Source organism: Pseudomonas sp. MDT1-16 (assembly GCF_054898115.1).
Map to the genome: position 1 here is coordinate 1868020 of NZ_CM142717.1, position 22460 is coordinate 1890479.

The 22460-nt window shown below is 59.6% G+C and carries 23 protein-coding genes; 18 read left to right on the forward strand and 5 right to left on the reverse strand.

Annotated elements, in window-relative coordinates; genetic code table 11:
* Window positions 1-55 precede the first annotated feature (55 nt).
* Window positions 56-1522, forward strand: coding sequence for a purine-cytosine permease family protein (locus tag ACYZT3_RS08480; protein ID WP_282375728.1), 1467 nt, complete (start codon window positions 56-58; stop codon window positions 1520-1522).
* On the forward strand, window positions 1515-2444 hold the full coding sequence (locus ACYZT3_RS08485; RefSeq protein ID WP_282375729.1) for a PfkB family carbohydrate kinase: 930 nt from the start codon (window positions 1515-1517) through the stop codon (window positions 2442-2444). The genes ACYZT3_RS08480 and ACYZT3_RS08485 overlap by 8 nt, the downstream gene beginning before the upstream one ends.
* Window positions 2445-2517: 73 nt before the next feature.
* Here the strand turns inward: ACYZT3_RS08485 and ACYZT3_RS08490 are convergent, their stop codons facing one another.
* The 3 genes from ACYZT3_RS08490 to ACYZT3_RS08500 form a co-directional block, all read right to left on the reverse strand.
* Window positions 2518-2772 carry a hypothetical protein gene (locus ACYZT3_RS08490; protein WP_282375731.1) on the reverse strand — a complete coding sequence of 85 codons (255 nt, stop codon included), beginning with the start codon at window positions 2770-2772 and terminating at the stop codon, window positions 2518-2520.
* Window positions 2773-2960: 188 nt separating this feature from the next.
* Window positions 2961-4166: an MFS transporter gene (locus ACYZT3_RS08495; RefSeq protein ID WP_462031865.1), complete on the reverse strand. Its 1206-nt coding sequence runs from the start codon at window positions 4164-4166 to the stop codon at window positions 2961-2963.
* A 112-nt stretch (window positions 4167-4278) separates the two neighbouring features.
* A complete protein-coding gene (locus ACYZT3_RS08500) occupies window positions 4279-4932 on the reverse strand; it encodes an HD domain-containing protein (protein ID WP_462031866.1) in 654 nt (217 codons plus the stop codon).
* A 165-nt stretch (window positions 4933-5097) separates the two neighbouring features.
* On the opposite strand from ACYZT3_RS08500, the gene ACYZT3_RS08505 reads away from it, so the two are divergent.
* The 6 genes from ACYZT3_RS08505 (at window position 5098) to ACYZT3_RS08530 (ending at window position 10879) form a co-directional block, all read left to right on the forward strand.
* Window positions 5098-5580, forward strand: coding sequence for a GNAT family N-acetyltransferase (locus ACYZT3_RS08505; protein ID WP_149417666.1), 483 nt, complete (start codon window positions 5098-5100; stop codon window positions 5578-5580).
* A 191-nt stretch (window positions 5581-5771) separates the two neighbouring features.
* Window positions 5772-6764, forward strand: a complete 993-nt coding sequence (locus tag ACYZT3_RS08510) for a 2-dehydro-3-deoxygalactonokinase (RefSeq protein ID WP_462031867.1) — start codon at window positions 5772-5774, stop codon at window positions 6762-6764.
* 19 nt (window positions 6765-6783) lie between these two features.
* Window positions 6784-7404, forward strand: a complete 621-nt coding sequence (locus ACYZT3_RS08515) for a 2-dehydro-3-deoxy-6-phosphogalactonate aldolase (protein ID WP_462031868.1) — start codon at window positions 6784-6786, stop codon at window positions 7402-7404.
* Between the two features lie 63 nt (window positions 7405-7467).
* Window positions 7468-8616, forward strand: a complete 1149-nt coding sequence (gene dgoD, locus ACYZT3_RS08520) for a galactonate dehydratase (protein WP_282375739.1) — start codon at window positions 7468-7470, stop codon at window positions 8614-8616.
* Window positions 8617-8704: 88 nt separating this feature from the next.
* Window positions 8705-10015 carry an MFS transporter gene (locus ACYZT3_RS08525; RefSeq protein ID WP_282375740.1) on the forward strand — a complete coding sequence of 437 codons (1311 nt, stop codon included), beginning with the start codon at window positions 8705-8707 and terminating at the stop codon, window positions 10013-10015.
* A gap of 60 nt (window positions 10016-10075) precedes the next feature.
* Window positions 10076-10879: an IclR family transcriptional regulator gene (locus ACYZT3_RS08530; protein WP_462031869.1), complete on the forward strand. Its 804-nt coding sequence runs from the start codon at window positions 10076-10078 to the stop codon at window positions 10877-10879.
* On the opposite strand, the gene ACYZT3_RS08535 is transcribed toward ACYZT3_RS08530, so the two are convergent.
* Entirely contained in the window at window positions 10880-11932 is a 1053-nt protein-coding gene (locus tag ACYZT3_RS08535) for an NAD(P)-dependent alcohol dehydrogenase (protein ID WP_282375742.1), read from the reverse strand.
* 191 nt (window positions 11933-12123) lie between these two features.
* Here ACYZT3_RS08535 and ACYZT3_RS08540 point away from each other — a divergent pair, with 191 nt between their 5' ends.
* Window positions 12124-13014, forward strand: a complete 891-nt coding sequence (locus ACYZT3_RS08540) for an AraC family transcriptional regulator (RefSeq protein WP_282375743.1) — start codon at window positions 12124-12126, stop codon at window positions 13012-13014.
* 51 nt (window positions 13015-13065) lie between these two features.
* Here the strand turns inward: ACYZT3_RS08540 and ACYZT3_RS08545 are convergent, their stop codons facing one another.
* The gene (locus ACYZT3_RS08545) at window positions 13066-14730 is read right to left on the reverse strand and encodes an electron transfer flavoprotein-ubiquinone oxidoreductase (RefSeq protein WP_282375744.1); all 1665 of its coding nucleotides are present in this window, start codon (window positions 14728-14730) and stop codon (window positions 13066-13068) included.
* A 546-nt stretch (window positions 14731-15276) separates the two neighbouring features.
* On the opposite strand from ACYZT3_RS08545, the gene ACYZT3_RS08550 reads away from it, so the two are divergent.
* The 9 genes from ACYZT3_RS08550 to ACYZT3_RS08590 all read left to right on the forward strand — a co-directional run bounded on the left by ACYZT3_RS08550 (window position 15277) and on the right by ACYZT3_RS08590 (window position 22335).
* Entirely contained in the window at window positions 15277-16026 is a 750-nt protein-coding gene (locus tag ACYZT3_RS08550; RefSeq protein ID WP_056745417.1) for an electron transfer flavoprotein subunit beta/FixA family protein, read from the forward strand.
* Window positions 16027-16028: 2 nt separating this feature from the next.
* Window positions 16029-16958 carry an electron transfer flavoprotein subunit alpha/FixB family protein gene (locus tag ACYZT3_RS08555; RefSeq protein WP_282375746.1) on the forward strand — a complete coding sequence of 310 codons (930 nt, stop codon included), beginning with the start codon at window positions 16029-16031 and terminating at the stop codon, window positions 16956-16958.
* Between the two features lie 81 nt (window positions 16959-17039).
* Complete coding sequence (locus ACYZT3_RS08560) at window positions 17040-17876, forward strand: substrate-binding periplasmic protein (RefSeq protein WP_282375747.1); 837 nt, start codon at window positions 17040-17042, stop codon at window positions 17874-17876.
* Window positions 17877-17885: 9 nt separating this feature from the next.
* Window positions 17886-18242 carry a DUF4398 domain-containing protein gene (locus ACYZT3_RS08565; RefSeq protein ID WP_282375748.1) on the forward strand — a complete coding sequence of 119 codons (357 nt, stop codon included), beginning with the start codon at window positions 17886-17888 and terminating at the stop codon, window positions 18240-18242.
* Window positions 18239-19051 (forward strand): OmpA family protein, encoded by an 813-nt coding sequence (locus tag ACYZT3_RS08570; protein WP_462031870.1) that lies wholly within the window; start codon window positions 18239-18241, stop codon window positions 19049-19051. Before ACYZT3_RS08565 ends, ACYZT3_RS08570 begins: the two co-directional genes overlap by 4 nt.
* 213 nt (window positions 19052-19264) lie before the next feature.
* Window positions 19265-20704: an aminotransferase-like domain-containing protein gene (locus tag ACYZT3_RS08575; protein ID WP_282375750.1), complete on the forward strand. Its 1440-nt coding sequence runs from the start codon at window positions 19265-19267 to the stop codon at window positions 20702-20704.
* 90 nt (window positions 20705-20794) lie between these two features.
* On the forward strand, window positions 20795-21268 hold the full coding sequence (locus tag ACYZT3_RS08580) for a translation initiation factor 2 (RefSeq protein ID WP_282375751.1): 474 nt from the start codon (window positions 20795-20797) through the stop codon (window positions 21266-21268).
* A gap of 165 nt (window positions 21269-21433) precedes the next feature.
* The gene (locus ACYZT3_RS08585; protein ID WP_282375752.1) at window positions 21434-21688 is read left to right on the forward strand and encodes a YkgJ family cysteine cluster protein; all 255 of its coding nucleotides are present in this window, start codon (window positions 21434-21436) and stop codon (window positions 21686-21688) included.
* Window positions 21689-21729: 41 nt separating this feature from the next.
* Window positions 21730-22335 carry an START domain-containing protein gene (locus ACYZT3_RS08590; RefSeq protein WP_282375753.1) on the forward strand — a complete coding sequence of 202 codons (606 nt, stop codon included), beginning with the start codon at window positions 21730-21732 and terminating at the stop codon, window positions 22333-22335.
* Window positions 22336-22460 lie beyond the last annotated feature (125 nt).

A 22460-nucleotide genomic window follows, 5' to 3' on the forward strand; every position in this document is an offset into this window, starting at 1 on the left:
TGAGCCTTTCCGTCATTGCCCACAACCACAACAAAGGCAACAGGAGCATTTTCACATGAGTTCATCGAACGCCGGGCAAAGCGCCGGGCAACTGGAAACCCGTGGCATCGAGCCCGTGCCGGAAGCGGAGTGCAACGGTCATCCGCTGCAACTGTTCTGGGTCTGGTTTGCCGCCAACATCTCCATCCTCGGCCTGCCGCTGGGCGCGACCCTTGTAGCCTTTCGCGGCTTGGCGATCTGGCAGGCGATCATCGTCGCGATCCTGGGTGCCGCCGGTTCCTTCGCGGTGGTCGGGATCATCTCCATTGCCGGTCGCCGTGGTCGCGCACCGAGCCTGACGTTGTCGCGAGCGATCTTCGGTGTACGCGGCAACATCGGGCCGACCCTGGTTTCGTTGATGTCGCGTCTGGGCTGGGAAACCGTTAACACCACCACCGCAGCCTTCGTGTTGCTGTCGCTGTGCTCGATTCTGTTCGGCTCGCCGGTAGAAGCCAAAAGCGCGCCGCTGCTGACCCTGGTGTTCATCGCGATTTTCGTGTTGCTGACGTTGTCGGTCTCTGGCCTCGGTCACGCCACGTTGCTGGTGATTCAGAAGTGGGCGACTTACGTGTTCGGTGGGCTGAACCTGCTGGTGGGCGGCTTCCTCTGCGCCACCATCGACTGGAGCGCGGTGTTTAACGCAACGCCCGCGCCGTTGAGCGCGATGATCATCGGCGTTGGCACCATGGCCGCTGGCACCGGGATCGGTTGGGCCAACGCCGGTGCCGACATGTCGCGCTATCAGCATCGTAGCGTCAAAGCCGTGCGCCTGGTGGCTTCGGCAGCGTTCGGTGCGGGGATTCCGCTGGTGCTGCTGATCACCCTCGGCGGCCTGCTGTCGGTGGGTAACAATGACTTGGCCTCCGCCACTGACCCGATCATTGCAATCCGCGACATGCTGCCGACCTGGATGGCCGTGCCGTACCTGATCACCGCGTTCGGTGGGTTGTTGCTGTCGAACAACCTCTCGGTGTACTCCGCCGGTTTGACCACGTTGACCCTCGGCCTGAAGGTCAAACGCGTCTACGCGGTGGTGGTGGATATCGTCGCGATCTTCGCCGGTTCGATTTATTTCATGCTGATCGCCGACAGTTTCTACGGCCCGTTCATTACCTTCATTTCGCTACTGGCGGTGCCGATCACGGCATGGGTCGGGATCTTCGTCGTCGACCTGATTCACCGGCATTACTACAGCCCCAAAGACCTGCTGGACGTCAGCCCGAGCAGCGCTTACTGGTACAACGGAGGTATTGAGTGGCGCGCCTTCGGTGCGTGGGCGGTGGCGATCGTATTGGGCTTCAGCTTCACCACCATCGGCACGACCGAACAAACCGTCTGGTTCCGCGGCTTCCTGTCCGACTCCTGGCTGGGCCATAACGGCCTCGGCTGGATCGTGACGTTCCTGGTGGCCGGCGGGATTTATTGGGTACTCGGCGGGGCCAAGGATCGTCGTGGCGCGATGACCGAGAACGCTCATGCCTAGATTGCTGCACACCGGCCAGGTCATGATCGACCTGGTCATGGCTGTGGATAAACTGCCTCATTCGGGCGGCGATGTGCTGGCGCAGTCCGCCAGTTTCGAGGCTGGCGGCGGCTTCAATGTGATGGCTGCCGCCCAGCGCAATGGCTTGCCGGTGGTTTACCTCGGCCGTCATGGCACCGGACGTTTCGGCGACCTGGCCCGCGAAGCGATGAACGCTGAAGGCATTCGGATCGGCATCACTCACCGCGCCGAGCGGGATACGGGAGTGTGCGTCGCGGTGACTGAAGCGTCCGCCGAGCGCAGTTTCATATCCTACATCGGTGCCGAGGGTGAGTTGACCGCCGAGGACTTGGCGAGCGTGCCGGCCGAGGCGGGTGACTTTGTCTACGTCAGCGGCTACAGCCTGTTGCAGGGCGGCAAAGCCCAGGCGCTGGTGGATTGGATTTTGGATTTACCGAGAGCGATCAACGTGGTGTTCGATCCGGGTCCGCTGGTGGATTCGCCGGATGAGCCGTTGATGCAAGCCTTGCTGGCGCGCATTGATTTGTGGACCAGCAATAGCGTCGAGGCGATGAAGTTTACCGGTACGTCGGACATTGCCGAGGCCTTGAACCGGTTGGCCGATCATCTGCCAGCCGACGTCTTGATGGTGGTTCGTGACGGCCCTCAAGGGTGCTGGATCAGCCAGCGTGGAGATCGCCAGCATGTGCCGGGTTTCAAGGTTGAGGCGGTAGACAGCAATGGCGCGGGGGATGCGCATGCCGGGGTATTTGTGGCCGGGCTGGCGCAAGGATTATCGGCGGGTGAGGCGGCGCGGCGGGCTAATGCGGCGGCGGCGTTGGCGGTCACTCGTTGGGGGCCGGCGACTTCGCCGGGGATTGTCGAGGTGGATGCGTTAATTAGCCAGACTTTCGGTGCCTGATCGCGATGGGGTCATAAGATTCGCGTCTGTCAAACGGTCGCAGCCGCGCACGACTGCGACCTGATTCGTCTTGTTAAACGTCCAGCTTGCGCGCCGCTTCAACCCCTGCGGAACTGAGTTTGATCGGCAAACTCAACGAATGCTCACCCGCCTCGTTACAGGTCACATGCCCATGTTGAATCAGCCCGCGATCCTGCAGCGTGGCGAGGGTGCTGGCCACGACTTTTTCCCCCCGGTAATTGTCCAGGACCTCTTTGCCCAAGCCGCTTGGATGGGCATGCAGCAGACGGGTCAGGATTTCTTTCTCAAGGTTTTTATCGACGTTCATGGTTACCTCTTCCTGGATGTGGATAGGTCGCTCGCGTCGGCGAACTATTGGCTGGCACCGCCTTCTGAACCCGAGCCACCGGTGGTGGTTTTCGAGCCGACGCCGATGTCGCCTCCATTTAATTAGAGTCCTTACCTGATGTTGGTCCGCCCCCGATTTGGATTGGTGCCTGATGAACGACGAACGGTCTAGGCCTGCTGCAAGGCTTTGCTGGTACAGGCGCGGCGCCAGACCAGCCGGCCGACGCTGATCAGCCAGTTCAGCAAGGCCACTGCCAGCACCGTGAGCAGCAGCGTCGACATCCCTTGTTCGACGATGATTTTCCCGGCCAGCAGCGGAAAGCCGAACACGCCGATGAAGTAGGACAGGCTGAACAGCAGCAAGGATTGCGCGGTGGTGCCGTTTGGCGTCTCGTTGGCCGCCAGGCCGTTGATCACCGAATAGGTCAGCCCGTAACCGACCCCGAGCATCACTGCCGCCAGCACATAGCTGAACCTGTCGTCGACGACGAAACCGAACATCAGGATCGAGCCCACCATCAAGCCCGACAGCAGACAGGACGCCCAGAATGGGTCGCGCTTGACCACGAAGCTGGCGATCAGCATTCGGCTGCTGATCACTGCGCTCATGAAGCCGAGGAAGAACAATGAATAGTCGAGTGAACGCGCCGCCGCGTAGCTGGTTTGAAAACTCGACAGACCGCCGAACACGCAACCACCGAGGCCCACCATGATGATCGGGAACACCGCTTTGGACGACAGCACTTGCGCCGCTGCCCGCCATGAAATCCGTGACACCGCTGCCGAGTAGGCGGGCGCCTTCTTGAACTGCGAATCCAACCGCCAGAACAGCAACACGCCCAACAGGCTGGCCAGCGCCGCCAGGTAAAACGCCGCGGTGATCGGATACCCGAGGGCGCTCGCGGCGCGACCCAGCAATGGACCGCTGCCGATCCCGGTCATCATGCTGCCCGACAGCAGCGCAAAGTATTTTGCACGCTGGGCAGGCGTTACCAGACTCGCCACGATGATCGGCCCCAAGGTGTAGAACACGCCCCAACCCAGCCCCAGCAAGAGTCCGAAAAACAACAGCAGATTGCCGAGACCTGGTGTCAGGGCGAAGCCCAGGCTGGCGGCCACCAGCAAGACGCCGAACAGGGCAATTGATCGAGCGGCGCCGAGTAGATCGGACAAGTGTCCGGAGACGATGACCGCGACAAAGGTGCTGAGCATCGCTGCCGAAATCACACTGCCGGCATCGTGCTCGTTGCCGCCGCGGGAACCGATCAACAGCGACAACAAAAATGTCGAGCCGTAGGACAGCGACAGCAAATAGCTGGCGAGGCAAAACAGGCCGAACAACCTGCTGGAGACTGGGGGTGTTGCGCTAGACATGACGCGGTTCCTTGACCCGATAGAAGAGAGCTTCATCTGTCTATCACGCAAGGCATCGATGTTAGGTCTGAGGTTATCGATTTCAGGGTTAGCGCTGGCCGGAGTAAAGCCTTCAGCAGGCGCCGATTTCTTCCTTGAACAACACCATGAATCCCTTCAACCGTTCGTGGCGAATCTGCGCCAGACGCTGGCCGGTGGTCGTCTGGAATCGGTCCGCCAGGTGCAGCAGTTTGGTCTGGAAGTGGTCGAGGCAAAAACGTTTGTCATCGTATTCCCGCTCCTTCGCTTCAGGATCCTGTGGATCGTACAAAGCGCTACCCATACGTCCGGCGATGTAAAAGGTTCGCGCCACACCGAGCATGCCGAGAGAGTCGAGGCGGTCGGCGTCCTGCATGATTTTGGCTTCGAGCGTGGTCGGCGCGATGTTGGCGGAAAAACTGTGCGCTTCGATGGCATGGGCAACAGCGCTGATTTTTGCGCCTGGCCACGCCATGTCCGCCAACACTATCGATGCCTTCTCGGCGGCCAGCCGCGACGCCTGAGAACGCAGCGGCGAGTTCTTCTCTACCGCCACGCAATCGTGCAAAAGCACCGTCGCGAGCAGCACTTCAAGATCGCCACCTTCTTCAGCATGGAGTGTTCGCACGTTGTGCCAGACACGCTGCAAGTGCGACAGATCATGAGCACCGTCCTCTGAGGGTTCCAGCGCGTGGGGTAGCAGTTGCTTAGCGAGGAGTTGCAGTGGCGCGAAAGCATCAGTGTTCATAAACATCCTGTTAAGTGAAAACGTCTTTTGCAGCGACATAGCCCTGCAGCCGCAGGCTTCGCCAGCGGCTACACATGCTCCATGGATCAGCTTTGAATTTCCAGTGTGACGAGCGCCGCTCGCCGCCTTAGTATGGCGTTCTCCACTTTTGACGAAGGCACGTCCATGACGATCGAGATCCGCCCGGCGACCCCGAGCGATGCACCGCAAATCCTCGGGTTCATCACCGAACTGGCCGATTACGAACGTGCCCGCCACGAAGTCATTGCCAGCGTCGCCGACATCGAGCGCAGCCTGTTCAGCGAAGGCGCCACCGCCCACGGCCTGATCTGCCTGCGCGACGGCTCGCCGATCGGCTTCGCGGTGTTCTTCTTCAGTTATTCCACGTGGCTGGGCAGCAACTGCCTGTACCTCGAAGACCTCTACATCACCCCCGAACAACGCGGCGGCGGTGCCGGCAAAACCTTGTTGCGCCATCTGGCAAAAATCGCCTGCGCCAATGATTGCGGTCGATTTGAGTGGAGCGTGCTGGACTGGAACAAACCGGCGATCGAGTTCTACAAGTCGTTGGGCGCGCAGCCGCAGGAAGAGTGGGTTCGGTATCGCATGGATGGGGCGGTGTTGCGGGAGTTTGCCGAGGGCAATTGATCGCACGCGACATCCTTTAAAGATCGCAGTCTTCGGCAACTTCTACCTCGATTTGTAGGCGTCGCCGAAAGCTGCGATCTTTTTTTGTTTTTCTCCCGATATATGGGATAGATATTTATATATTGAGATTTTGGCGTGTCCGGGTTTATAGTCCAGCTCACTCACTGCCAATAAACAAAACAGGTGAATCGATGCTGGCGCAATTGATCGCGCTCGATTGGGGGACAACCTCATTACGTGCTTACAAACTCGCCGCCGGTGGCCAGGTGCTCGAACAGCGTTCGCTGTCGTCGGGCATCATGCAGCTGCCCAGAACGCTGAGAATGATTGCGGGTCAGGCATGTACCGACGGTTTTGAGCTGGCCTTCGATGAGGCCTGCGGTGACTGGCTCGACGCGCAACCCGATTTGCCGGTGATTGCTTGCGGCATGGTCGGCAGCGCACAAGGCTGGCGAGAAGTGGCTTACTGCGATACGCCGGCGAACGTCGCCAATCTCGGAACTTCCCTACAAACGGTTCGCAGTCTTCGCGGTGTTGATGTGCACATCGTGCCGGGCGTGATTCAGCGTTCGTGCCTGCCGAACGTGATGCGTGGCGAAGAAACCCAGGTGCTTGGCGTTCTGCACACTTTGCCGGGCGAGGCGGGCAACGATCTGTTGATCGGCCTGCCGGGCAGTCACTCGAAATGGGTGGAAGTGGCCAACGGCTGCATCGTGCATTTCGATACCTTCATGACCGGCGAACTCTTCGCCGTGCTCAGCGAATACAGCATTTTGGGGCGTACCCAGCAAAAGGGCGCATCCTTCGATGGCCAAGCGTTTGATCGTGGTGTGCAGGTGGCCCTGTCGGCGGAGGGCGAGATCGGGCCGTTGTCGACAGTGTTCAGTGCCCGCAGCCTCGGGTTGACTGGCGAACTCAGCGCCACCGCTCAACCGGATTACTTGTCGGGTCTGTTGATCGGCCATGAACTGTTAGCGTTGGCGAGTGTTCAGCGCCGCCGACGCAACAGCGTTCATCTGCCTTCGATCATCCTCATCGGTAATGCCCAACTCTGTGCCCGCTACAGACGGGCCCTCGACACCTGCGGTTTTGCCCGGGTGACCCTGGCCGAACACGCCACCGAGCGCGGCTTGTGGCAGTTGGCGGGTGCCGCCGGACTGATCACACCACATTCATCCCGTTAAACCTGACTGGAGGTCTGACATGCTCAAGCAAGCACTGGCGCAAAACGGTCTGATCGCGATCCTGCGTGGCCTGCGCCCGCAAGAAGCGGCAGCCATCGGCGAAGTCCTTTACGCCGCCGGATTTCGCGTCATCGAAGTGCCGCTTAATTCCCCTGAACCGTACGAAAGTATCCGCATCCTGCGCAGTACGTTGCCCCCCGATTGCCTGATCGGCGCGGGCACGGTGTTGACGCCGGAACAGGTCGAGCAAGTGAAAGCAGCGGGGGGCCAAGTGATCGTCATGCCTCACGGCGATGCCAAGGTGTTGCGCGCAGCGAAAGCGGCGGGATTGTTCCTGTCGCCGGGTGTGGCGACGCCGACTGAGGCCTTCGCCGCGTTGGCCGAAGGGGCGGACGTGCTGAAGATGTTCCCGGCCGAGCAGCTGAGCCCGGCAGTCGTCAAAGCCTGGCTTGCGGTGCTGCCGGCCGGAACCATTTTGGCGCCGGTCGGCGGGATCACGCCGGACAACATGCAGGTGTTTATCGACGCTGGCGTCAAAGGGTTCGGACTGGGTTCCGGATTGTTCAAACCGGGCATGACGCCTGAGGAAGTGGCCGTAAACGCCAAGGCCTACGTAGCTGCCTGGAAAGCCCTTCGCTAAGACTTTTTTGGCGCTGCGAGCGCTACATCTATAAGAGCTGCACTTATAAAAAGAGAGCAAAAGATGAAAATCACCCAACTGACCACCTTCATCGTTCCGCCGCGCTGGTGCTTCCTCAAGATCGAAACCGACGAGGGCGTGACCGGCTGGGGCGAACCCGTGGTCGAAGGTCGCGCGCACACGGTTGCCGCCGCCGTTGAAGAATTGTCCGACTACCTGATCGGCAAAGACCCACGCAACATCGAAGACATCTGGACCGTGCTTTACCGTGGCGGCTTCTACCGTGGCGGCGCGATCCACATGAGCGCGCTGGCCGGTATCGATCAGGCCTTATGGGACATCAAGGGCAAGGCGCTGGGTGTGTCGGTCAGCGACCTGCTCGGTGGTCAGGTGCGAGACAAGATTCGCGTCTACTCGTGGATCGGCGGTGACCGCCCGGCGGACACCGCTCGCGCCGCGAAAGAAGCCGTCGAGCGTGGTTTCACTGCCGTGAAAATGAACGGCACCGAAGAGCTGCAGTTCCTCGATTCCTTCGAGAAAGTCGACCTGGCCCTGGCCAACGTCGCCGCCGTGCGTGACGCGGTCGGCCCGAACGTCGGCATCGGCGTGGACTTCCATGGCCGGGTGCACAAACCCATGGCCAAGGTGCTGATGAAGGAACTCGATCCGTACAAACTGATGTTCATCGAAGAGCCGGTGCTCAGTGAGAACTACGAAGCGCTGAAGGAACTGGCGCCGCTGACCAGCACTCCGATCGCCCTCGGCGAGCGGCTGTTCTCGCGCTGGGATTTCAAACGTGTGCTCAGCGAAGGTTATGTCGACATCATTCAGCCAGATGCGTCGCACGCTGGCGGCATCACCGAAACCCGCAAAATCGCCAACATGGCCGAAGCCTATGACGTGGCGCTGGCGCTGCATTGCCCGCTGGGCCCGATTGCATTGGCGGCGTGCCTGCAACTGGATGCGGTTTGCTACAACGCGTTCATCCAGGAACAGAGCCTGGGCATCCATTACAACGAAAGCAACGACCTGCTGGATTACGTCAAGGATCCACGGGTGTTCGACTACGAAAAAGGCTTCGTGAAAATCCCCAACGGCCCGGGACTGGGGATCGAGATCAACGAGGAATACGTCATCGAACGCGCGGCCGTCGGCCACCGCTGGCGCAACCCGATCTGGCGCCATGCCGATGGCAGCTTTGCCGAGTGGTGAGTTCTGTCTGACCCCACTGCGGTGATCGTTCCCACGCTCCGCGTGGGAACGATCACGCCCTCAATAAACATAAGAAGAGGCACTCCCCATGCAACCGCAAACCCTCACTGGGCAGGCGACGTTGGTGACGCCCAGCCGCAAGCGTTTTTTCATCATGGTCCTGTTGTTTATCACCGTGGTGATCAACTACCTGGACCGCAGCAACCTGTCCATCGCCGCTCCGGCGTTGACCAGCGAACTGGGCATCGATCCGATTCATGTCGGTCTGATTTTCTCCGCATTCGGCTGGACTTACGCCGCCATGCAAATCCCCGGCGGCTGGCTGGTGGATCGCGTCCCGCCGCGGATTCTTTACAGCGTCGCGCTGCTGTTATGGTCGATCGCCACCGTCATGCTCGGCTTCGCGGCCAGCTTCATCGCACTGTTCGTGTTGCGTATGGCGGTCGGCGCACTGGAAGCACCGGCATACCCGATCAACAGCCGTGTGGTCACCACCTGGTTTCCCGAACGCGAGCGTGCCACAGCTATCGGCTTTTACACGTCCGGGCAATTCGTCGGTCTGGCGTTCCTGACCCCTGTATTGGCTTGGCTGCAGCATCACTATGGTTGGCACATGGTGTTTGTCAGCACCGGTGCGGTGGGCATTCTCTGGGCGGTAATCTGGTACGCGGTGTACCGCGAGCCACGGGATTTCAAAGGTGCTAATGACGCCGAAATCGACCTGATCCGCGAGGGCGGCGGGTTGGTGGATATCCAGGCTGAACACGCCAAAGTCAAAGCCAAATTCAGCTGGATCGACCTCGGCATCGTGCTGACCAAACGCAAATTGTGGGGTATTTACCTCGGCCAGTTTTGCCTCAACTCGACGTTGTGGTTTTTTCTGACGTGGTTCCCGACCTACCTGGTGAAATATCGCGGCATGGACTTCATCAAGTCCGGCCTATTGGCGTCGCTGCCGTTTCTCGCCGCCTTCGTCGGTGTGCTGTGTTCGGGGTTTTTTTCCGACTGGCTGATCCGCCGCGGTTACACCGTGGGGTTCGCTCGCAAGTTGCCAATCATTGGCGGCCTGCTGATTTCCACCTCGATCATCGGCGCCAACTTCGTCGAGTCGACACCGCTGGTGATTGCCTTCCTCGCGTTGGCGTTCTTCGGTAACGGGCTGGCTTCGATCACCTGGTCGCTGGTTTCAACGTTGGCCCCGGCGCGATTGCTGGGATTGACCGGCGGAGTGTTCAACTTCATCGGCAATCTGTCGGCGATTACCACGCCGATCGTCATCGGTTTCCTCGCCACCGGTGATTCGTTTGCCCCGGCGATCACCTACATCTCGGTTCTGGCGTTGATTGGTGCGCTTTCCTACATCTTGCTGGTAGGCAAGGTCGAGCGTATCAAGTTGTAGTCGCAGCCGTCGGGCGACCATAATGCCGCCCGTTCACTCGCTCAACGGTAAAGGCTGGATATGCAGGAAGACGCCCCAAAAATCGCCAAAGACGCCGCACCGACCGGCACCCAGACACTGCTTCGTGGTTTGGGTGTGGTTCAGGCCGTGGCCAGTGGTGCCCGCGATCTCAAGGAAATCGCTCGGCTGATCGGCACCACACGCAGCACCACCCATCGTCTGGCCAGTTGCCTGGTGGACGAGCGTTACCTGCGTGTGGTGCCGCAAGTCGGTTATCTGTTGGGGCCGAAACTGATCGAACTGGGTTTCCAGGCGCGCGAAGAGCTGCCGCTGGTGACCCTTGCTGGGCCGTATCTGGATGAGTTGTCGGCGTTGACGGGCGACACCATTCATTTGGCGATTCGTGAAGGCGACGAGGTGCTGTACCTGCACAAGAATCCGGGGCGCAATGGCCCGGAAATGCGTTCGCGGGTCGGCCATCGCATGCCGTTGGCGCGTACCGGGATCGGCAAGGCATTGATGCTCGATGACACGCAGGAAGAATGGCAGCGGTTGTACGAAGTCAGTTTGCCGGCGGGTGGGAAAAATCAGTTCTGGCCGCAACACCCGGAGCAGTCCTGGGAGCAGTTTCAGCAGCGCATGGTCGAGTATGTGGCGGGCGGTTATGCCTTCGATCTGGAAGACAATGAACCGTCGATCCGCTGCGTGGCGGCGCCGATCCGCGATGCCAGCAAACGCATCGTCGCCGGCATCAGCATCGCCAGCACCGTGCCGTATATGCCGCTGGAGAAAATGGCCGAGCTGATTCCCCTGATCAAAGGGGTCACAGCCCGGCTGTCGGCGGAGCTTGGCGCTAGGGTCTGATCAGACCTTCAGTGTCGCCATGTCGATCACGAAACGGTACTTCACATCACCTGCAATCATGCGGGCGTAAGCCTCGTTGATCTGGCGGATGTCGAGCATTTCGATGTCGCAGGTGATGTTGTGTTCGGCGCAGAAATCCAGCACTTCCTGGGTTTCTGCGATGCCGCCGATCAGCGAGCCGGCCAATACACGACGGCTCATCACCAGTTTGCCGGCGTGGACCGGTGGATCGACCGGTTCGATCAGCCCGACCAGAATGTGCACGCCGTCGAAACGCAGCGTATCGAGGTAGGGGTTGAGGTCGTGCTGCACCGGAATGGTGTCCAGCAGGAAGTCGAAATGTCCTGCCGCGGCCTTCATCTGTTCGGCATCGGTGGACACGATCACGTGGTCCGCACCTTGGCGACGACCTTCTTCAGCCTTGCTCGCCGAGCGAGTGAACAGCGTGACTTCGGCGCCCATCGCCTTGGCGAACTTGATGCCCATGTGGCCGAGGCCGCCCATGCCGAGAATCCCGACCTTGTCGCCCGCTTTCACGCCGTAGTGCTTGAGCGGCGAGTAGGTGGTGATACCGGCGCAGAGGATCGGCGCGGCGCTGGCCAGGTCGAGTTTTTCCGGGATGCGCACGACGAAGTGTTCGCTGACCACGATGCTGTCGGAATAGCCGCCCATGGTGTTGCTGCCATCGACGCGGTCTGGGGTGGCGTAGGTCATGGTCGGACCTTCGAGGCAGTATTGCTCGAGGTCCGATTGGCAGGCTTCGCAGCTGCGGCAGGAATCAACCATACAGCCGACGCCGACCAGATCGCCGACTTTGTGCTGGGTGACGTTCGCACCGACGGCGGTAACTTTGCCTACGATCTCGTGGCCAGGCATCAGCGGGTAAACGGCAATGCCCCACTCGTTGCGTGCCTGGTGGATGTCGGAATGGCAGACGCCGCAGTAGAGAATATCGATCGCGACGTCGTCGGCCCGTGGGCTGCGGCGCTCGAATTTCACGGGGGCGAGGGGAGTGGTGGCCGACTGGGCGGCGTATCCGATGGCGGTGTACATGATGAACCTCGCAAAAGCTGTGACAGGTGAGGTGGCACATTCTGGGCGCCGCACCTGTCACCGGCCATGGCGATTCCTCCGGGTGTCATGCCTAATCCTCCGGCATCAGCCTTCAATGGGTCGCATTGGCGATCAGACCTGCGATGATGCTTTCATCCCTTTTTCCGCGACTTTTTTTGTGAAGAGCTCTCATGTTGTTGACCCGACATCTCGATGCCAATGCCACGCTGGTTTCGCTGATTCAACCTTTGACTAATCGCGATGGTTTCGCGCCCACGGCGTTGCCGGGTGTTCAGGTTTTGCGGGCCAGTTGTGATGTGGCTCGCGGCCCGCAGATCTACGAGCCGAGTCTGGTCATCATCGCCCAGGGCAGCAAGTTGGCGTATCTGGGGCCGCGTACGCTGGAGTACGGCGCCGGGCATTATTTGATTCAGGCATTGCCGGTGCCGTTCGAATGCGAGACGTTTTCGGCGCCGGATGGGCCGATGCTGGGCGTTTCCATCGCCATTGACCGGGTGTTGCTCGGTGAGTTGGTCTTGGCCATGGGGCTGGCGCCGGGGCGTAGTATTCCGGCGCAAACGCCAGAGTCCATGACCTCGGCGGTGCTCGACGATGCGATGCGTGGTTGTGTTGAACGGCTGCTGCGTTGCCTGCACGATCCGCTGGAATGCCAGGTTATGGGGCAGGCGCGATTGCGCGAGTTGTTGTTCGTCGCCTTGCGTGGGCCGCAAGCCGATGTGCTGCGGGCGCTGGTCGAACAGCAGGGGCAGTTCGCCCGGATCGCGGCGTCGCTCAGCCATCTGCATGCGCATTACACCGAGCCGCTGAACGTCGAAACCCTGGCCAGTTGCGCGAACATGAGTGCGTCGACCTTTCATGAGCATTTCAAACGCAGCACGTTGTTGTCGCCAGTGCAGTACTTGAAGCGCTTGCGCTTGCTCAAGGCGCAGCAGTTGTTGCTTGCCGAAGGTTTGGGCGTGGCACAGGTGGCGCATCGGGTCGGGTATCAAAGTACGTCGCAGTTCAGTCGCGAGTACAAGCGCTACTTCGAGCGTAATCCGGGCGATGAGCGCGCTGCCTGACGGACAACAAAAAGGCCCCCGTTCGGGAGCTTTGATGTTCAGGCATTCGACTTACATGTTCGGGTAAGTCGGGCCACCAGAGCCTTCCGGCGCCACCCAAGTGATGTTCTGTGCAGGGTCCTTGATGTCACAGGTCTTGCAGTGAACGCAGTTCTGGGCGTTGATCTGGAAGCGCTTCTCGCCGTCTTCCTTGGTCACCACTTCGTACACGCCGGCCGGGCAGTAACGCTGGGCAGGCTCATCGTACAGCGGCAGGTTCTTGGCGATCGGGATGCTCGGGTCGGTCAGCTTCAGGTGGCACGGCTGTTCTTCTTCATGGTTGGTACCCGAGATGAACACCGAGCTGAGTTTGTCGAAGCTGATCTTGCCGTCCGGTTTCGGGTAGTCGATCTTCTTGCAGTCGGCCGCGAGTTTCAGGCAAGCGTAATCCGGCTTGTTGTCGTGCAAGGTGAACGGTAGTTTTCCGCCGAAGATGTTCTGGTCGAGCCAGTTGAAACCGCCGCCGACGATGGCGCCGAACTTGTGGATCGCCGGGCCGAAGTTGCGGCTGGCGAACAGTTCGTCGTAGAGCCAGCTCTTCTTGAACGCGTCGACGTAGGTGGTCAGCTCTTCGGTGCCGTCCTTCTCGGCGAACAACGCCTCGGCCACGGATTCAGCGGCGAGCATGCCGGACTTCATCGCGGTGTGGCTGCCTTTGATCTTGGCGAAGTTCAGGGTGCCGAGGTCGCAACCGATCAGCGCGCCGCCCTTGAAGACCATTTTCGGCAGCGAGTTCAGGCCGCCCTTGCAGATGGCGCGAGCACCGTAGCTGATGCGCTTGCCGCCTTCCAGGTACTGCTTGAGCACCGGGTGATGCTTGAGGCGCTGGAACTCGTCGAACGGCGACAAGTAAGTGTTGCTGTAGGACAGGTCGACGATCAGACCCACTACGACCTGGTTGTTTTCCAGGTGATAGAGGAACGAGCCGCCGGTGTTTTCGGTGCCCATGATCTCCAGCGGCCAGCCGGCGGTGTGGACGACCAAGCCTGGTTGGTGTTTGGTCGGATCGATTTCCCAGATTTCTTTCAGGCCGATGCCGTAGTGCTGGGCGTCGGCCTCGCTGTCGAGGTTGAAGTGCTTGATCAGCTGCTTGCCGATATGGCCGCGGCAACCTTCGGCGAACAGCGTGTACTTGCCACGCAGTTCCATGCCCGGGGTGTACAGGCCTTCTTTCGGATGACCTTCGCGGTCAACGCCCAGATCGCCCGTGATGATCCCGCGAACCACGCCGTTCTCATCGAACAGCGCTTCCTGGGCGGCGAACCCCGGGTAGATTTCTACGCCGAGGTTCTCGGCCTGCTGGGCCAGCCAGCGGCACAGGTTGCCCAGAGAGATGATGTAGTTGCCTTCGTTGTGCATGGTCTTGGGCACAAAGAAGTCAGGAATCTTCTGCGCGCTGTCAGCGTTCTTGAGAACGAAGATGTCATCGCGGGTGACCGGCGTGTTCAGCGGGGCGCCAAGTTCTTTCCAGTCCGGGAACAATTCGTTCAGGGCGCGGGGTTCGAAGATCGCGCCGGAGAGAATGTGAGCACCGACTTCGGAGCCTTTTTCGACCACGCAGACGCTGATTTCCTTACCGGCTTCGGCGGCCTTCTGCTTCAACCGGCAGGCGGCGGAAAGACCCGCGGGGCCGGCACCGACGATGACCACGTCGAATTCCATGTATTCGCGTTCCACAGGTTATCTCCTACTCAAGGCTCAACAGTTTTTTCTAATTGGAGGTTTGGTGTCGCATCCATGAATTCCTGCGCAATGCAGGAAGAGGACAATCGATGAGCCACCTTTCTCTCTAAGGTGGCGCATTATATCTACACCACTCCTAGCGTCCAATACAAACGTTTGTTTGAATCGGCTCAAAGCCAGAGAAATCAAAGTCACGCGGCTTATGACTGGCTATTTTGCCGTATTGACCGGAATAGGCGTTCCGGTCAATATACGGTCGGTTTTGCGCTCGCCGTAGGCTGACTGTTGGTTTCAAGAGCACCTCTAAAGACAGGGCGATGGCAGTACAGGGTGATGCGCCGCGCAAGTTTGCTGCGCAGTTTACACGCCGCGATATTGAATGACTTGTCGGTCATCACTGACGAACGGTCATCTGCATCGTGAGCGCTTGTCACTTGACACCTTTGCCAGCGTTTTTAGAGGTGCCCTTGCGCCGATGAGCATCAAACCGCCAGGTTCGCCTAGGCGACTTTCTTTTCACCGGAGAGTAACGAGGAATCCATGAAGGTTCTTGTAGCTGTCAAACGCGTTGTGGATTACAACGTCAAGGTTCGCGTCAAGGCGGACAATTCCGGCGTTGACCTCGCCAACGTAAAGATGTCGATGAACCCGTTCTGCGAAATCGCAGTGGAAGAAGCCGTACGCCTGAAAGAGAAAGGTGTTGCGACTGAAATCGTCGTCGTCTCCATCGGCCCGTCCACCGCTCAAGAGCAACTGCGCACCGCGCTGGCTCTGGGTGCCGACCGCGCCATCCTCGTCGAATCCGCCGAAGATCTGACCTCCCTGGCCGTTGCCAAACTGTTGAAAGCCGTTGTCGACAAGGAACAGCCTCAGCTGGTGATCCTTGGCAAACAAGCCATCGACAGCGACAACAACCAGACTGGCCAGATGCTCGCAGCCTTGAGCGGCTACGGTCAGGGCACATTCGCGTCCAAAGTCGAAATCAGCGGCGACACCGTTGCCGTGACTCGCGAAGTCGACGGCGGCGCGCAGACGGTTTCCCTGAAACTGCCGGCCATCGTCACCACCGACCTGCGTTTGAACGAGCCGCGCTACGCGTCCCTGCCAAACATCATGAAAGCCAAGAAGAAGCCTCTCGAAGTGCTGACTCCGGACGCTTTGGGCGTTTCCACCGCCTCCACCAACAAGACCGTGAAAGTCGAAGCGCCAGCTGCACGCAGCGCGGGTATCAAGGTCAAGTCGGTGGCTGAACTGGTCGAGAAACTGAAAAACGAAGCGAAGGTAATCTAATCATGACTATCTTGGTAATCGCTGAACACGACAACAAAGCAGTGGCCCCGGCCACGCTGAACACCGTGGCCGCTGCGGCCAAAATCGGTGGCGATGTTCATGTACTGGTTGCAGGTCAGGGCGTTGGCGCCGTGGCTGAAGCCGCTGCGAAAATCGCTGGCGTGGCTAAAGTGCTGGTGGCCGATAACGCCGCCTACGCTCACCAACTGCCGGAAAACGTAGCGCCGCTGGTTGCCGAGTTGGGCGCTGGCTACAGCCATATCCTGGCTGCTGCTACCTCCAACGGCAAAAACATCCTGCCACGCGTTGCCGCTCAGTTGGACGTTGACCAGATCTCCGAGATCATCTCGGTCGAAAGCGCTGACACCTTCAAGCGCCCGATCTACGCTGGTAACGCCATCGCTACCGTTCAGTCGAACGCTGCGGTCAAAGTGATCACCGTTCGCGCCACCGGTTTCGACCCGGTTGCTGCTGAAGGGGGTTCGGCGGCTGTTGAAGCCGTTGCGGCTGCGCACGACGCGGGCACTTCCAGCTTCGTCGGCGAAGAACTGGCCAAATCCGATCGTCCGGAACTGACCGCTGCCAAGATCGTCGTTTCCGGCGGTCGCGGCATGCAGAACGGCGACAACTTCAAACACCTGTACGCCTTGGCCGACAAGCTGGGCGCTGCCGTCGGTGCTTCCCGCGCCGCGGTCGACGCAGGTTTTGTACCCAACGACATGCAGGTCGGTCAGACCGGCAAGATCGTTGCTCCACAGCTGTACATCGCCGTCGGTATCTCCGGCGCGATCCAGCACCTGGCCGGCATGAAAGACTCCAAAGTGATCGTTGCGATCAACAAGGACGAAGAAGCGCCGATCTTCCAGGTGGCCGATTACGGCCTGGTGGCGGATCTGTTCGAAGCCATCCCTGAGTTCGAGAAGCTGGTCTAATCCAGCGGCCTGACTTATAAAGAGCCCGACCTTTTGGTCGGGCTTTTTTTTTGTTCCGGATTTGAGTGGGAGAGTGTCGCCATGGATCTGCGCCGCGTGGGTGGCTGGTCATTACTGCTGGGTCTGACAATGTTGCCGATGTTGTCCAATGCTGCCGGCAAGTGCGAACGCCTGGTGGTGACCGGCAGCCCGGATGCGCCACCGTACCTGTGGCAAGACCCGCAAAACCCCAAGCACCTGATCGGCGCCAGTGCTGACCTGTTGCAGCAAGTGGCGGGGGAGCTGGGGATCAAGGTCGAACTGCTTTACGCCGGCAAACGCTCTCAGGCCCTGGACGAAGTGCGCAGTGGGCGAATGGACATGCTGGCGGATGCGTCATTGACGGTCAGTGAACTGCAATCCCTGGACTACATTCATCCTCCGTTACTGGAAAACGATTACCTGGTCTGGACCCGCAAAGATTCGACGCTGGTCTCCAACGAAGCGCAGGACCTTCACGGTCATCCCGGCGCGTTGTCGGAAAAATCTCGCATGACCCCGGCATTTGGTACGTTCGCCGAGCAGCAATTGACCCTCATACGGACTCCCAACCTGACCCAAGCGTTTCAGAAATTGCTGCTGGGCGAGGTGGAATTTGTCCTTGCCGGACGCTACTCGGGCATGGCGGCTGCGCAGACACTTAACCTGGCCAACGACCTGATCGCCCGTCCACAACCGATCGACAAACCCGGCCTGTTCCTCGCGGTTTCCCACAACTCAGCCTGCAACGATCCGTGGTTGCGCGGACAGCTGGCCAAAAAGATGACAGAATTGCCCGCGTCCGGACTGACGGAAGCCGTGCTGCAACGCAATATCGAGCGCTGGAAGGCGCAACAGCAGCAATCGCCGCAACAACCCGTCAGTACCCCAAAACAGTAGGGATTTTTAGTGAGTATTCGACCTCTTTTCGCTGCCCTGGCCGTTCTGGCTCTGGCGGGTTGTGCAGCCGATCCGGCGCCGAATGAACAAATGCGCCTGACCGAACAGGCACTCGAGCAGGCAAAGGCCGTGGGCGCCACTGTCGACGACGTGCCGGAAATGAAACTGGCCGAAGACAAGTTCAACCGCGCCAAGGGCAGCATGAACGACCAATCCTTCAAGAACGCGCGCATGCGGGCCGAGCAGGCCGAGCTGGACGCGCGTCTGGCCGAAGCCCGGGTTCTGACCCTCAAGAGCGAGGAGCAGTTGAACGTGCTCAATACCCGCATCACTCGCCTGCGCAAGCAACTGGGAGATGCCCAATGAGCCTCAAGACCAAAGCACTCGGCGGTTTGATCCTGGCAGGCTGCGTAAGTCTCTATGGTTGTGCCGGTCAGCACAGCGAGTCCGCGTTGCAGCAAGCCAGTACTGACTTCCAGAAGGTCAAGGAAGACTCCAGCGTGCTGCGAATTGCGCCCAAGGACGTGATTCGCGCGGGTGAGTCGCTGGCCCGCGCCGATCGTCTGTCCAGCTACTGGGGCAGTGGATCGGACGTGCTGCATTACGCTTACCTGAGTGAGCGCTACAGCGAAATCGCGCGCGAACACACCAATCAGGTGCTCAACGAAGAGCGTGCAGCGAAGCTCGAACTGGAGCGTCAACGACTGCAACTGGCCCTGCGCGAATCCAAACTGCTCAGCGTGCAGCAGCAGGGCAAGTGGCTCGAAGAACAGATTGTCGCGCTGGCGACCACCCAGACCGACCGAGGCCTGGTGATGACCTTGGGCGATGTGCTGTTCGACACGGGCGAAGCAGAGTTGAAAAACTCGGCGAACCGCGTGGTGTTGAAGATCGTGCAGTTCCTGCAGCTCAACCCCAAGCGCGTGGTGCGCATCGAAGGCTACGCCGACAGTACCGGCGGCAAGCAGGAAAACCTCAAGCTGTCTCGCGACCGTGCGCAATCGGTAGCGAACGTGCTGATGGACCTGGGCATCGACGACAAGCGCATCCAGGTCGAAGGGTATGGCGATGAATACCCGGTGGACGTGAACGCCTCCGAGCGGGGCCGGGCACAGAACCGTCGGGTGGAAATTGTGTTCTCCGACGAAAAAGGCCAGCTCGGCGCTGCCCGCTAAGGGCTGCGTCACTGGAAAACCCGGCCTGCCAGTCAGCGCCGGGTTTTTTTGTGCCTGCCATTTACCGCTCGCCGGGCCAATAAAAGCAGTACAGTTTTTGCTGACAATGCACTGTACGGTCGACTATTGTGGCAACTGTCCCAGTACACTTCTAAACTGTTCCGGTATTGTTTCACACAAGAATAAAATGCCCGTGAAATCGAGTGCTGCGTCATGACCAATCTCTTGCTCTACCAACGTATTGCTCAGCAACTGGCCGAAGACATCCGCCGTGGCGTCTATCAACCAGGGGAGCGCGTGCCTTCGGTGCGCAAGATGAGCTCGCAGCTCAACGTCAGCCACGCGACGGTGTTGCAGGCTTACGCCAACCTCGAGGATCAGGGGCTGATCCGCGCCCGGCCGCAGTCGGGTTACTACGTGCACCAGACCCCGGCCCTGACTGCGCCGACACCGGACATCGCCCGAGTCGAACGTCCCGGTCTGGTCACTCGCAGCAGCATCATTCAGCAAGTCCTGGTCGAATCTCGCCGCGAAGGTGTGTTCCCTTTGGGCGCGGCCGTGCCAAGCGTCGAATATCTGCCGGTGCGGGCGCTGCATCAGCAACTGGCTAAAGTCACCCGTTTCCATAGCCCGCGGGCTTTCAGCTACATGTTCAGCCCGGGTTTCGAACCGCTGCGTCGTCAAGTGGCGATCCGCATGCGCGATGCCGGCGTGGTGGTCGATCCGTCGGAAGTGGTGATTACCCACGGCTGCGTCGATGCCTTGCAGATGTCGTTGCGCGTGCTGACCCGGCCGGGTGACTTGATCGCCGCCGAGTCGCCGACCTACTACGGTTTGTTGCAACTGGCTGACCTGCTGGGCCTCAAGGTCATCGAAATCCCCAGCGATCCAGCCACTGGCATGAGCCTCGAAGCCTTGCAACTGGCGGCCAACCAGTGGTCGATCAAGGCGCTGGTGTTGACCACTCGCCTGAGCAATCCATTGGGCGGCACCATGCCTGAAGAGCGGCAAAAGCAACTGCTGCGTCTGGCCTCAGATTTCGATATCCAGATTGTTGAAGACGATATCTACGGCGAGTTGATGTTCGAGCAGGGTCGCACCAAGTCGCTTAAAGCCTACGATCGGCTGGACCGGGTGATCTACTGCTCAAGTTTCTCCAAAACCCTGTCGCCGGGCGTGCGGATCGGCTGGATGATTGCCGGTAAGTACCAGCAGGAGATCCAGCGTTTGCAAACCTTCAGTACCCATTCGGCCTGCAGCGTCACGCAAATGGGTATTGCGGCCTATCTGGAGAACGGTGGTTACGACCGGCATTTGCGCTACATCCGTCAGGAGTACCGCAAGAACCTCAGCGCCTTCCAGCTGGCCGTGCAGCAATACTTCCCGGAAGGCACACAGATGACCCGGCCTACCGGCGGCTTCATTCTTTGGGTCAGTCTGCCGGGGCGGGTCAACACTCAGGAGCTGCACGTTCGTGCGTTGCAGCAGGGCATCAGTATCGCGCCGGGGCTGATTTTCAGTAACACCGAGCAGTTCAATCACTGCATTCGGCTGAACTGCGGCACACCGTGGAACCGTGAAGCCGAGCGTGCATTGATGACCTTGGGCATGCTGGCCACCCAGCTCTGCCAGGAGATGGCTGGCGGCCTGTGACGGGGCGGGGGCAGGTTATTCCTGTCCGTGCTTGTCATGTTGCCTGCAACAGGCGAGCATATGGCCTCATGCCGTTGCGCCGTTGGGTCCATGAAATCGATTTTCCCCGCCGTCTGGCTTTCGATCTGCCTGCTGATGACCTTCCAGGTCGAAGGCGTCATGGCGGCTTCCGTTCAGGAAAAACCGGCAACCAACGCCACTTCGAAAAAACCGGCCCCGGCCAAGAAAGCCGCGCCGGTCAAAAAGAAAGCCGCCAAGGTGAAAAAACGACCGCCGATTGCTTCCAAGTCCAAACCCGCCAGTGAAGTCGTGAAAACCAAGCTTCCTTCGGTCGACCTGGATTTGAGCCTGCCCGAGGACATGGCCGAGGAGTTGAAACCGATCGGTACGGTAGCGTTGCCACGGCACGATGCCGTATTGCCGCAAATGTTCGGTGACAAGGCTGGCAGCACGCCGTTTCAGCTCAACGGAAGGCTGATCAGCAACGAAATGCAGTTGCAACTGCGCAACGAAGAGCGCCGTGAAGTCGAAGGCGCAGCGCTGGAATTCGAGTTCAAGCGGTAATTCCCTCCCATCTGTGACCCGCTGGCCAGACGCTTTGTCGGAGACTGGTCAGTCACGCTCGTTTGAGCGAAAAAACCCGGGCCCAGGCAATTTTAAACAAGCGTTTTAGCGGTTACTCTGTGCCACGTCCTTTAACACATCGCCCATCGCGAGGAGCTCGTCGTCATGAAATGCCGTGAAGGCTGTGGCGCCTGTTGCATTGCCCCTTCCATCAGTTCACCGATTCCCGGCATGCCTAAGGGCAAAGCCGCCGGAGAACGTTGCGTACAACTCTCTGTCGAAAACCTGTGCAATGTGTTTGGCAAACCGGAACGTCCTTCAGTGTGTTCGGCGTTCGAAGCCGACATCGAAGTCTGCGGAAGCAGCAGTGACGAAGCGATCAGATTGCTGGGTTGGTGGGAGCAAATGACGGCTGCGTGATGTGTTCACCGAACGGAACTTCAACAATAAGGAATAAGATTATGGGTTCGCTGCAACGTATGGCTGTGCTGTGTGGTTTGACGGTAATGCTCGCCACCACGGCTGCTCAGGCCGAAGACTGGAAAGTCGCCAAGGAACAGGACGGCATCAAGATCTCCTTGAGCGAGGTGGCCGGCTCCGATTACAAGGCCTACCGTGGTGTCACGCTGATGAAGACCACCCTGGCCAAACTGCGCGCATTGCAGGAAGACGTGCCAGGGGCCTGCGCCTGGATTCACGAATGCAAGACCCAGAAGTTGCTCAAACACGAAGGTGATCAGAGCTGGACTTACACCCAGTTCAATACGCCTTGGCCGGTCACCGCGCGTGATTCGGTGCTGCATGTGACCACCGTCGAGGGTGCCGATGGCAGTCTGACCCGTAAACTCGAAGGCGTGCCGAAGTACATTCCTGAGGAAAAAGGCTTTGTGCGGGTGACCAAGGTCGACGGTTTCTGGAAGTTCGTGCCCAAGGGTGATCAGATCGAAGTGACCTATCAGGTGCACACTGAGCCGGGCGGTAGCATACCGTCGATGGTGGCCAACAAGTTTGTGGTCGATGCGCCGTTCAATACCCTGAAAGCCCTGAAAGAACGCGCTGAGAAGTAATCGATTCGCTCTTTTGATAAAACGCCTCGACTGGTTCGGGGCGTTTTCTATTTGGTAGGGCGGTTTATTTGATCGGGGGCAGATCCGTTTCTGCGGTCGCGGCCGCTTAGGGTTCCGCCCTTACG